Below are 11,770 nucleotides of genomic sequence, written 5' to 3' on the forward strand. Positions count from 1 at the left end.
GGCCTATGAAACACGCCTGCGCTCTGCTGATTTTGCTGGTCTCCGCCCGCATGGCCTGCGCGCAGGCGCCAGGCGTGCCGGTGTATTCGGAAGGCCGGGGCGCACGGCCGAATGCCGTTCTCACAGACCAGGCGAAAAAGCTGCAGGCTGCTTCGGAGCTGCTGTCGATGACCAAAGCTCTCGAGCAGGCGCAGCGCACCCAGTGTGTCATCGCCCTGCCTGCTGCTGATTCCAAGCCCCTCTCGCCACGCGAGCGCTGGCAGCGGGCGCGCATGGCACACCTTCGTGTGGGGCAGCTCTATTTGTGCTCCAAGTGTGACAAGTGGCATCTCGATCTGTCAGGCGGCTATGCCCTGACGGCAGACGGCACGGTGGCCACTTGCGCTCATGTGATTGCCCCGCCTCCCAGCATGAAGGAAGGCTGGCTTGTTGCTGCTACGGAAGATGATGTGATATTGCCTGTCATCGAGGTTCTTGCATGCAACGCCGCGACTGACTGCGCCATCCTTCGGGTGAAGTCAGACCGGCCGCTCACACCGCTGCCTCTCAGCCTGGACGTGAGTCCGGGGGATGCCGTGTGGTGTTTCAGCGACCCAGGAGGCAAACGCGGCTATTTCAGCGAGGGCATTGTGAGCCGCTTCGTGAAGCGCCCCTTCATGACCAAAAAAGAAGCAGGCAAACTGCCGGAAGGCACAGAGCTTCCCAAGCCGGTCTGGCTGGAGACAACCACCGACTGGGCGCCAGGATCCAGCGGCTCGGCGCTTGTTGACCAGTTTGGCAATGCCGTGGGGCATGTCTCCGAAATCCAGACCGTTCTCGAAGAGTCCCTGCCTGCGCGGAAAAGAAAAAATGAGGCCACAGTCAGCCAGCAGTTGGGCACCCAGATCGTGTTTCATCAGGCCATTGGTGCCGTGGAAATCCTGGCGCTTGTGAAAAAGCCCTGATCATTTTCCGCAACTTCGGCGCGCTGCGTGGGTTCGATGCTTCACCCCTAAAGCATCATGGTCGGCAGCCCACATCACATTCTATCCTCTTTCCGCCCAGTAAAGAGCGCCACTGTCGGCTGTGCCTCTCCACTTGATGACCTGCCGGCGCTGATCACACGGACAAACATCCACTTCCAGGCCCTGGTGGAGCGCATGCTCAGGGAGCTCCGGCTGGACGGGTTGCTGCAGCCTGGCATGGCTCCGGTTCTCTTTGCGCTCTATGAGCAGGATGGCTGCATTATCAAGGAGCTCGCAGCCCGCACCCAGCGTTCGGCATCAGCGCTGAATTCTCTGCTGGGCCGTCTGAAAAAATCAGGTCTGGTCACCATGAGCCCTTGTCCGCAGGATGGTCGTGCAGTGCGGGTGCGCCTCACGGCGCTGGGCCTTGAAATCGAGCCCCGTGTCCGCGAGCTCCATCATCGTGTGCTCGCTGCGGTGGAGCACGGATTGGCGCCTGACGAGGCAGTGCAGGTCTCAGGAATCCTGCTCCGCATCATCACCGCTCTGCAGCAGGATGACGCCCTTCAGCATTCGTTTTTGACGGGCCATCCCAACCACCGCCGCACTCATTCATGAAACACATCGCCTGCATCCTTCTGATGGCGGCCTCCTGCTCCCTCCTCCGGGCACAGCAGCCGCGACTTCCCGCCGGAGTCAGAGAGATCCATGATCTCACCTATGTCGAAGGCGGTCATGAGCGGCACAAGCTGGACCTCTATCTGCCGGAGAAAGCCGAAGGCCCACTGCCTCTTATCATCTGGGTCCATGGAGGCGGCTGGCAGAATGGCAGCAAGGAGGGCTGCCCACCCCTGCGTGCCGGTTATGTCGCGCAGGGTTATGCGGTGGCCAGCATCAACTACCGTCTCAGCGGTCATGCCGTTTTCCCCGCGCAGATCGAGGACTGCAAGGCCGCCATCCGCTGGCTGCGGGCGCATGCCAAGGAGTATTCGCTCAATCCTGAGCGCTTCGGCGTCTGGGGCAGCTCGGCTGGCGGGCATCTGGTGGCGCTGATCGGCACCAGCGGAGATGTGAAGGAGCTCGACGTCGGGGCAAATCTCGACCAGTCAAGCCGCGTGCAGGCGGTGTGCGACTACTACGGGCCGACGGACTTCACCGTCTTCGTCACCACACCGGGATATGAGAGTCATGCCACGGATGCTTCACCCGAGGCGAAACTCATCGGCGGGGCTGTGATGCAAAACAAAGACAAGGCCGCCCGCGTCAATCCGATCACCTATGCCACCAGGGATGATCCTCCTTTCCTCATCGTGCATGGCGACAAGGACCCCACCGTGCCGATCAATCAGAGCCAGCTCTTGTTTGATGCGCTCAAGCAGTCGGAGGTCAGCGTGCATTTTCACACGATCCACGGTGCCGGACACGGCGGACCGGGTTTTGCCGGCAAAAACATCGACGACATGGTCAGTCAGTTCTTCGCCGAGCGTCTGAAAAACAATTCGGCAAAGGTTGAAGCCCTGACCACCGAAAGCACTGCGGATGCGGCGATGATGCAGCGTGATCCGCGCAAAGGCACGCCTCCAACCGGCGGTCGGCGTGGCATTCCCTGGGAGGTCATCACTGGCCGCGACGACAAGGACAGGGACGGCAAGGTCAGCAAAGAGGAGTTCAGCGGTCCGCCTCAGCTCTTTAAGGCGCTTGACCTAAATAACGACGGCCTGCTGGAAAAAACAGAGCATGAGGCCTTTTTGAACCGTCCCGGTCCACGCCCATGAGGGGGCGAAATTTCGCTTCCCAAGCGATTTTTGAACCATTAACATCTCCTGAACTCCAACAGGACATGCACCAGCATCGCATCACTTTCGCCTTGGCTGCTCTTCTAACCCTAGCCTCGGGCATCTCCTCAAAAATCCGTGCGGAAGGAGACTGGAGCATCAAAAGCGCGGAGCGGCCCAAGGTCGCCATCTATGCTGAGGATGTGACGGTGGATGGCACCCGGCGCCCTGATCTGGGCCGGGCGCTGGCAGACAGCCTCAGCACCCACCTGCTGCGCCGCGGTCAGATGCGTGTCTTTAACCTGACCACTCAGGAAACCACCACAGGCACCCAGACGCTGGCATTGCCCAAGGCTGCGCCAGACAAAGGGCCCGCACTCGGAAAGGACATCGACTACCTGCTCAGCTTCAATCTGTTTTCGAATGCCAGCGAGCATCGCTTGACCGTCAAAAAGACACGCGTCTCCGATTCGGAGCTGATCGACTCATACCAGTTTTTCAAGTATGGCCGGGTGAGCGATGTGTTTGCCCTCGTCGGGAAAATCGTTGAGCGGGTGGATCCGTTGCCCGTCCGCCACAGCTTCCCAGTCACACAATCTCCCGCCGCCATTCGGGCTGCACAGCCAGACCCCACTCCCTATCAGCGGCTCTGGACTGGCGACTACGCCAATCCTGCCAGCCTCGCCTACGACCCCTGGCGCGCGCACAATGTGGCCCAGTATGACCTCAAAAATGTGCCGAAAGCGCTCACCTACCAGGAGCTCGGCTCCATTCAGCACATCGACACCACCTGGAGGTTTACCGTCGTCAAGCCCGTGCAGGGCGTGCAGCTGCGCTCCCGCGACCCGCTCCACGTTCTCTACGACGAAGGGGACGTGTATGCCAATCTCCGCGTCGGCACCGTGGAGCGTGAAGGCGTCATCGCCGATTACGGCGGCATGACCCCCGAGCATCACAAACTGTTTAACGGAGACAAGGTTTTTGGCTGGTACGCTCCGCCTCAGGAGAAAGCGGCAAACGCGAAGTAGGGTTGATATGGCTTTGGCGTGGGCTATTGGCTCAGTCGCCAAAATCCCGCCCGCATGCTGCAGCTCTCTCAGGTTCTCCTTCCCGTCGATCACCAGGATGACGATCTGCGTCGTGCCGTGGTGAAACAGCTGGCCGTACGTGACGAAGACGTGATCAGTCTCAAGGTCAAGCAGCGGGCCATCGACGCACGGCGCGGCCATGTCGAGTTCAGCTTCACCCTTCTTGTCGAAGTGAAGGACGAGGCTCGCGTGCTCAGGCGCATCGGCAAAAATCCCCGTATCGGCCCCGCTCCGGAGGAGGTCTATCAGCAAGTCGCACAAAGCGCGGCGCGTCCGGACTCTGCACGTCCGGTGATCGTTGGCACCGGGCCTTGCGGCCTGTTTTGCGGCCTGCTGCTGGCCCGTGCCGGGCTGAAGCCCATTCTTCTGGAGCGTGGCAAGGCGGCCGGAGATCGTGCACGCGATGTGACCGGCTTCTGGCGGCGCGGCTGGGATTTCAATGCGGAATCAAACGTGCAGTTTGGCGAAGGCGGTGCCGGCACTTTCTCGGATGGCAAGCTCTATACTCAGATCCGGGACCGTGAGCACCGCATTCCCTGGCTGCTGCGTGAAATGGTGGCCGCCGGAGCCCCGGAGGATATTTTGATCAAAAGCAGACCCCACATCGGTACGGACCGTCTCATCAAGGTGGTGCGCCATGTGCGTGAAGAAATCATCGCCCTCGGCGGCGAGGTGCGTTTCAGCGCCCGCGTGGCCGATGTGGTGATCGAAAACGGTGTCATGCGGGCGGTGACCCTGGCAGGCGGAGAGACTATCGAAGGCTCATGCTTCATCTTTGGCATCGGCCACAGCTCGCGGGACACCTTTTCCATGCTGCACCGGCATGGCGTGCCGTTTGAGGCCAAGCCCTTTTCCATCGGGGTGCGCATTGAGCACCCGCAAAAATTGATCGACCGCAGCCTCTACGGCAAATGGGCCGGTCATGCACGGCTTGGCTCAGCACCCTACAAGTTCGTCGCCCACTGCGGCACCGGGCGTGCGGCCTACAGCTTCTGCATGTGTCCCGGCGGGCTCGTCGTGGCGGCCACTTCAGAGCCGGGCATGGTGGTGACCAACGGCATGAGCAGCTACGCGCGTGCAGAATCGAATGCCAACAGCGGCTTCATGGTGGATGTGCGGCCCGAGGACATGCCGGCGGGGGATGTTCTGAGCGGCATCGAGTTTCAGCGCAATCTTGAGCGCCGGGCCTTCGTGCTCGGCGGGGGCAACTATCACGCCCCGGCGCAGCTGCTCGGTGATTTCCTCGCAGGTCGTGCCTCGACCGGGCCCGGCAAGGTGCTGCCCTCCTACGAGCCTGGGGTCGTCTGGTCAAATCTGTGCGAAGTGCTGCCCGAATACACGGTCGAGACCCTTCAGGAGGCCATCCCCCGCATCGAAAAAAACCTCCCTGGCTTTGACCTTGAGGATGCGGTGCTCACCGGGGTCGAGACACGCAGCTCCTCGCCAGTGCGCATTCCGCGTGATCCTCAGACCCTGGAGTGCACCGGGGTGAGGCATTTTTATCCTGCCGGAGAAGGGGCGGGCTATGCAGGCGGCATCATTTCCGCTGCTGCTGACGGCATGCGCGTGGCCGAGGCGATTTTACGCCAGGGCTGAGCGAATGTGCTCCAGCACCCCGCGGCACCCGTCCTCCAGAAGATCCAGCACCAGCTCAAATCCCTGCTCTCCGCCGTAGTAGGGGTCCGGCACCTCGCTTTCCTGGTGGTCCGTGCAGAATTCACAAAACAAACGAATCTTTGAATCGAACTGGGAGTCCCGGTCATAAGCCCGGACGTCCTTCAGATTTTGCCGGTCCATGACAAGCACAAGGTCATACTCTCGCAAATCGGCTTCGGTGACCTGCCGGGCGCGGCTGCTGAGATCATAGCCCCGATTTTGTGCTGCAGTGCGCATCCTTTGGTCGGGCAGTTTGCCCGCATGCCAGCCCTGCGTGCCTGCCGAGCGGATCAAAACACGGTCAGCAAATCCTTTAGTTTCGACCAGCGCCCGCATGACACCTTCTGCCGCAGGGGAGCGGCAGATGTTTCCCAGGCAGACGAAAAGCAGGCGAAAGGGGGCGGCCATTGCTGGAGCTAGGCCAGCACCGGCCTTCGCACAAACAAAAAACACCCCCTGTCTGCAAGGGATGCCCGGCATCCCCCCAGGAAGATTTCTTTTCTTGAGAATGACTCTTTGGTTGAGGCGTAGTTTGAGCACGCTATCTGCTATTTATTAAAACCTTAACCCCACGCCCTCATCCATGTCTGTAGTATCCAAAGGTCTCGAAGGAATCGTAGCTGCTGAAACCCGTCTCGGGGAAGTCAAAGGCGCCGAAGGCGTGCTTTTTTACTGCGGCTATGACATCAACGAACTCGTCAAAGTCAGCTACGAGGAAGTCGTCCATCTGCTCTACTACAACAAGCTCCCCAACCGCGCGGAACTGGAAAAGCTGACCACCGCGCTGCGTGCTGAGCGTGAGCTTCCCCAGGGGGTCATTGATTTCCTCAAGTCTGCGCCAAAGACGGCCAAGCCCATCGACATCATGCGCACGGCAGTTTCCATGCTCGGCTGCTACGATTTGAAGCGCCATGACATCGAGGTCAGTGAAAACCTGGCAAACGCCATCCGTCTCACCTCGCAGATCGGTGTCATCGCCGCCTACTTCCACCGTGCACGCCAGGGGCTGGAACTGCCCCCCGTGCGCAAGGACCTCAGCGAAGCTGCCCACTTCCTGTATTTGATGAACGGCGAAGTGCCCAGCAAGGAGGCTGAAAAGACCCTCGACATCGCCTACATCCTGCATGCCGAGCACGGCTTCAATGCCTCCACCTTCACGGCCCGTGTGGTAGCCTCCACCCTCAGCGACATGTTCTCCGCCATCAGCGCCGCTATCGGCGCGCTCAAAGGTCCCCTGCACGGCGGTGCCAATGAAGGCGTCATCCACATGCTGGAAGAGATCGGCAGCCCCGACAAGGTGGACGCCTGGGTCGCAGACGCCCTGGCCCAGAAGAAGAAAATCATGGGCATCGGCCACCGTGTTTACAAGGTCCTCGATCCCCGCGCCCCGCATCTTCGTGAGATGGCCATCCAGCTCACCAGCCAGCTGGGCGAGTCCAAATGGATCCAGATGTCTGAGCGCATCGCCCAGATCATGCGCGAGCAGAAAAACCTCAACGCCAACGTCGATTTCTACAGCGCCACGGTTTACTACAGCCTGGGCATCCCGACCGATCTTTTCACCCCGATCTTCGCCATCGCCCGCATGAGCGGCTGGACCGCCCACGTGCTGGAGCAGTGGAGCGAAAACCGCCTCTTCCGCCCGCTCAGCGAATACGTCGGCAAGCCTTATGGCCAGAAGGTCGTGCCGATCGACGAGCGCTGATTGAGGCCGCCGGTACGGGCTGAAAGGACGAATTTTGCATGCTGCAAAGGTGGCAAATCTCACGGTTTGCCACTATGCTTGGCACTTTTATGCGTCTTCTCCCAACCATCGGGGCCGTCGCTGTGACGCTATGCACGCAGCTGATGGCCCAGCCAGCCACGCGTCTTGTGTGGCAGCCGGTGCAGGAGTATTTCATTCATCGTGATGAGCGGCAGCAAGTCCTCGCCGGAACCAAGCGGCTGAACTCGTTCACCGCTTACACCCACATCGGCACAGACTTCGGCTTCCACGGGCCTGCCGAGCACGAGATCGAATGGCTCACGGACGAAATCGTGGTGCACCTCAGCCAGGAGCCCGATGCCTGGGCCGGCATGTGGCACAGTCTGGCCGGGCAGGCGCGTAATCCGGCCCGGGTGATGGATTTTACACATGCCTACCCCGAGCAGATAACCACCAAGTTCCAGCCCCGGGTCACGGCGGTGATGCTTCGGGCCGCAGGGCAGGGCAAGATCAAGCTGGAGATCAAGTCCCCCACCGATGAAACGCGCTGGACGCAGATGATCGAGCTCAATGAGCCGCAATACCGCATGTTTGTGTATCCGGTGGCTCCTGAGTCCGTGCGCGATGGAAAAACCATCGTGTGGACGGCCGAGCCCGGTGCAGAGGTCAAAGTCTCAGGCCTCTTTCTCGGCGTTGAGCTGCCCCAGATGCCCTGGGACATTTATGCCTTCCTCGCCTCGTATGCGAAGATCGCGCGCTGTTACTCCATTGGCACAGGCTTTGTGCGTGACCGTGCTCACATTGAGGAGGGCGCTTTTGAATCCGTCTCCGCCACCGGCATGTATGTGCTCGCCTCGGCGGCCGCGGCTCAGGAGCCGCTCGGCATCGTGACGCCGGATTACGCGCGCTGGGTGCTCACCCGCACCCATGAGGCCATGAAAAAGCTCAGGACCGGGCGTGGCCTGCTGCCCCATTTTGTCCACCGTCACGGTCATGAAAACGCCTACTCCATCCATCCGGGCACCGAGTTCAGCACCGTGGACACGGCGATCTACGCACAGTCCATGCTGCTTGCAGCCCTCATGCTGGATGTTCCGGCAGTTGCGGAAGACCTGATCCTGCAGATCAAGGAGATCGATTTCGACCTGCTGCATTTGCCCGACGGTCATCTTTCCCATGGCCTTGCCGAAGACGGTGTCTCCCTCCTCCCGCATGGCTGGCAGGACTGGGGCGGGGAAACAACCCTGGTGATGCTCTTGGAAGGCATCGCCAATCCCGCACACCGTCCTCCTCCGATGCGCACTCCGGGCAAGGCATGGCAGGGCACCGGCTTCATCACCGAGCTCCAAAGCTTGTTTTTTCCCGATTTCGACAGCGACATGCCAGACCTCCACGACGGTGTGCGCTGGCTCAGCGTGCGTCGCGCCATGCTCGGCGCCCAGCGTGCCTACATCCCCAAGCGCTGGCCCCAGTCAGACGCCGCACGCCACGGCATCTACGGTCTTTCCGCCGGCGAAAATCAGGCGGGCAACGGCTACTACGTGGGCGGCGTTGACCTCCCGGGCCAGAAGCTCATCCATCCCCACTACATACTGATGTCCGCCACGCTCAATCCGCAGGCCTCGGAGACCTATGCCTTGCTGGAGCGCATGGAAAAGGCCGGTTACTTCCCTCCTTGGGGCATGGTCGAAAATCTCAATGTGGACGGCCGCAGCTACCTGCCCATGGAAGGCTCGCTGAATGCCGGTTTTGAGGCTCTCAGCGCCTATCACCTGTTTGCCAGACATCGCAATGTGACTGACGCCATCTACGCTGCCAGCCAGAAGAGCCCGCAAATTCGCCGTGCCATGCAGCTTTTTTACCCCACCCCGGTCAGGCCTGCGGGCTCTGACAAGGAGGCCGCTTCGCAGTAGCAGTGCTCAAAGCTAGGCCTTGCTCCCATGCCCATCCCCGGTTAACTGCTCCGTCACATGTTTGTAGATCAAATCAAAGTTCACGCACGGGCCGGTAAAGGCGGTGATGGCAGCGCGCATTTCCATCGCGGAAAATTTCGTCCCAAGGGTGGCCCTGACGGCGGAGACGGCGGGAACGGCGGCAGCCTCATCCTGCTGGTGGATCCCAGCACCGACAGCCTGCGCAATTACGTCTTCAACAACCGCCTCATCGCCGAAGACGGTGCCAAGGGCGGTGCCACGCAGTGCACCGGCCGCAGCGGCAAGGACGTGATCTACAAGGTTCCCCCCGGCACGCTCGTCAGCCGTGTCATCCAGGAATACGACAACGAAACCAACGAACTCGTCACCCGCTATGAGCCGGTGGCTGACCTCACAGAGACAAACTCCACCTATGTCCTCTGCAAAGGCGGCAAGGGAGGGAAGGGGAATGTACACTTCAAGACCTCGACCCATCAGGCCCCGCGTGAGTTTACCCCCGGCACTCCCGGCGAAGAGGGGGACTTTCACTTCGAAATGCGCAGCATCGCGGATGCCGGATTCGTCGGAGCCCCGAATGCGGGCAAGTCCACGCTGCTCTCCAAGCTCAGCGCCGCCAAGCCGAAGATCGCCAATTATCCCTTCACCACGCTGCAGCCCATGGTCGGCGTGATCGAGTTCGGCCCCAACCGCCGCGGCAGCCTGGCGGATATTCCCGGTCTGATCGAAGGCGCGCATGAAAACATCGGCCTGGGTCATGATTTCCTGCGCCACATCATGCGCTGCCGTGTGCTCCTTTTTGTGGTCGATACCGCAGGCACCGAGGGCCGCGATCCCGTTTCTGATCTCGAAATCGTGCGCAAGGAAGTCTCCCTCTACTCCAAAGAGCTGGCCAAACGCCCCTGGTGCATCATCGCCAACAAGATCGACCTCCCAGAGAGCCAGGAGAATCTGGCCAACTTCAAGGAGCGCTTCAAACGCATCAAAATCCACCCCGTTTCCGCCGAGACCGGCGAAGGCCTCGACAAGCTCCGCAAGTGGCTCGACGAGAAGATCGGGCAGGATGTCGAGTGGTGATCTCCATGAGTTTGAGCCGCTCCAATCTCTGCTGGCTGGTTCTGGCGTTGATCACAGCGGGTTACCTGTTCTTTTGGGCGCTGTTGCTCGGCGCCACCGCCACGTACAGCACACCGGACTCCTGGCTCCACGTGCTGCGGTCGCCGGAGATACGGCATGCCTCGCTGATGAGTCTTCTCACATGCACGCTCGCGGCCGCTTTTGCACTGCTGCTGGCTGTGCCGGTGGGCTACCTGATGTCACGGCTGGAGTTTCGTGGCAAGGCATGGCTGGACGCTGCGCTGGATATTCCCATCATCCTTCCCCCTCTGGTTGTTGGGCTCTGCTTGCTGATTTTTTTCCAGACGCAAATCGGTAAGATAGTCGAGAACGGTGTCAACAAAGGCGATTGGATTTACATCCTCCGTAGTTTGGACGACCAAGGTAAGGAGTTGTGGGCATGGAAGTTCCGCGCACCGGTTTCTATTCCAGGCATCATGCAGTTTACCTACCAGATTGCTGGCGTAGTGCTCGCTCAGTTCGTCGTGGCCGCAGCCTTCGCCATCCGCACCATGCGCGGCACCTTTCAGCATCTCTCCGCAAGGCCGGAGGAGGTGGCCCTGACCCTTGGCTGCACACGTTTCCAGTCGCTCTGGCATGTCGCACTGCCAGCGGCGCGGCGGGGCATGGTGGCGGCGTTTTGCATCGCCTGGGCGCGCAGCCTGGGGGAGTTCGGGCCCATCCTCGTCTTTGCCGGAGCCACCCGCATGAAGACAGAGGTGCTGCCGACGACAGTCTGGCTGGAGCTCAGCGTGGGAAATCTCGAAGCGGCTGTGGCGGTCAGCTTGTTCATGGTGCTGCTGGCCGTGCTGGTGTTGGTGGCGGTCCGTGCCACGGGGGAAAAAGTATGATCCAGCTCGAAAACATTTCCTGGAGCATTCCCGGCCGCACCATCCTCCGGGAGGTGAATGCGGACATCCCTTCCGGCGCTTATGCCGTGCTCATGGGCGCCACCGGCTGCGGTAAAACCTCGCTCTTGGAAATCATCTGTGGCCTCAGGGCACCGGCTTCGGGCCGCGTGCTGCTCGACGGCGTGGACGTGACCCGTTTGGAACCTCGCGAGCGTGGCATTGGGTATGTTCCGCAGGATCTGGCGTTGTTTCCGGGCCTCTGTGTTCGCGAGCAGATCGGTTTTGCTCCCAAATTGCGTGGTTTGCCTCCGGTCGAAATCAGCCAGCGTGTGTGTCGCCTTGCAGAGCAGTTTGGCATCACCCCTTTGCTGGATCGTCAGCCAGACATGCTTTCCGGTGGGGAGAAGCAGCGTGTGGCCCTGGCGCGTGCACTGGCGGCCCAGCCCAGGCTTCTGCTGCTTGATGAGCCCCTCTCTGCACTGGATGAAGGCATGCGCGCCGAGGCGGCCTCCCTCCTGCAGCACGTGCAGCAGCAGCATTCCCTCACCGTTTTGCACGTCACCCACTCCCGCAGCGAAGCCGCTGCGCTCGGCTCCCTGCACCTGCGCATGGTCGCAGGACGGCTGGAGGTGGAATAGAGGCCCCGAATTGCACTGTGAGATTGGAATCCGGCCAAAGCTGCGTTTAGTGTCCCCAAAATCACC

At 60.8% G+C, this 11,770-nt stretch carries 11 protein-coding genes; 10 read left to right on the forward strand and 1 reads right to left on the reverse strand.

The window, feature by feature from the left end:
• The first annotated feature begins 5 nt into the window (after positions 1 to 5).
• The 5 genes from ACFQDI_RS07975 (at position 6) to ACFQDI_RS07995 (ending at position 5,403) form a co-directional block, all read left to right on the forward strand.
• On the forward strand, positions 6 to 944 hold the full coding sequence (locus tag ACFQDI_RS07975; protein WP_377165223.1) for a S1 family peptidase: 939 nt from the start codon (positions 6 to 8) through the stop codon (positions 942 to 944).
• Between the two features lie 57 nt (positions 945 to 1,001).
• On the forward strand, positions 1,002 to 1,562 hold the full coding sequence (locus ACFQDI_RS07980) for a MarR family winged helix-turn-helix transcriptional regulator (protein ID WP_377165225.1): 561 nt from the start codon (positions 1,002 to 1,004) through the stop codon (positions 1,560 to 1,562).
• Entirely contained in the window at positions 1,559 to 2,719 is a 1,161-nt protein-coding gene (locus tag ACFQDI_RS07985) for an alpha/beta hydrolase fold domain-containing protein (protein WP_377165227.1), read from the forward strand. Before ACFQDI_RS07980 ends, ACFQDI_RS07985 begins: the two co-directional genes overlap by 4 nt.
• 92 nt (positions 2,720 to 2,811) lie before the next feature.
• The gene (locus ACFQDI_RS07990; RefSeq protein WP_377165229.1) at positions 2,812 to 3,747 is read left to right on the forward strand and encodes a hypothetical protein; all 936 of its coding nucleotides are present in this window, start codon (positions 2,812 to 2,814) and stop codon (positions 3,745 to 3,747) included.
• 54 nt (positions 3,748 to 3,801) lie between these two features.
• The gene (locus tag ACFQDI_RS07995; RefSeq protein WP_377165231.1) at positions 3,802 to 5,403 is read left to right on the forward strand and encodes an NAD(P)/FAD-dependent oxidoreductase; all 1,602 of its coding nucleotides are present in this window, start codon (positions 3,802 to 3,804) and stop codon (positions 5,401 to 5,403) included.
• Here ACFQDI_RS07995 and ACFQDI_RS08000 read toward each other — a convergent pair.
• The gene (locus ACFQDI_RS08000) at positions 5,389 to 5,871 is read right to left on the reverse strand and encodes a low molecular weight protein-tyrosine-phosphatase (RefSeq protein ID WP_377165233.1); all 483 of its coding nucleotides are present in this window, start codon (positions 5,869 to 5,871) and stop codon (positions 5,389 to 5,391) included. The genes ACFQDI_RS07995 and ACFQDI_RS08000 overlap by 15 nt on opposite strands.
• A gap of 175 nt (positions 5,872 to 6,046) precedes the next feature.
• Here ACFQDI_RS08000 and ACFQDI_RS08005 point away from each other — a divergent pair, with 175 nt between their 5' ends.
• The 5 genes from ACFQDI_RS08005 (at position 6,047) to ACFQDI_RS08025 (ending at position 11,704) form a co-directional block, all read left to right on the forward strand.
• Entirely contained in the window at positions 6,047 to 7,168 is a 1,122-nt protein-coding gene (locus tag ACFQDI_RS08005) for a citrate synthase (RefSeq protein WP_377165235.1), read from the forward strand.
• 89 nt (positions 7,169 to 7,257) lie between these two features.
• Positions 7,258 to 9,081, forward strand: a complete 1,824-nt coding sequence (locus tag ACFQDI_RS08010) for a hypothetical protein (RefSeq protein ID WP_377165237.1) — start codon at positions 7,258 to 7,260, stop codon at positions 9,079 to 9,081.
• A gap of 57 nt (positions 9,082 to 9,138) precedes the next feature.
• Positions 9,139 to 10,176, forward strand: coding sequence for a GTPase ObgE (gene obgE / locus ACFQDI_RS08015; RefSeq protein WP_377165239.1), 1,038 nt, complete (start codon positions 9,139 to 9,141; stop codon positions 10,174 to 10,176).
• 5 nt (positions 10,177 to 10,181) lie between these two features.
• Positions 10,182 to 11,066: an ABC transporter permease gene (locus tag ACFQDI_RS08020; protein ID WP_377165241.1), complete on the forward strand. Its 885-nt coding sequence runs from the start codon at positions 10,182 to 10,184 to the stop codon at positions 11,064 to 11,066.
• Positions 11,063 to 11,704, forward strand: coding sequence for an ATP-binding cassette domain-containing protein (locus ACFQDI_RS08025; RefSeq protein WP_377165243.1), 642 nt, complete (start codon positions 11,063 to 11,065; stop codon positions 11,702 to 11,704). Before ACFQDI_RS08020 ends, ACFQDI_RS08025 begins: the two co-directional genes overlap by 4 nt.
• The last annotated feature ends 66 nt before the right edge of the window (positions 11,705 to 11,770 follow it).

Origin of the sequence: Prosthecobacter fluviatilis (genome assembly GCF_042655725.1) — a bacterium.
GTDB lineage: Bacteria > Verrucomicrobiota > Verrucomicrobiia > Verrucomicrobiales > Verrucomicrobiaceae > Prosthecobacter > Prosthecobacter fluviatilis.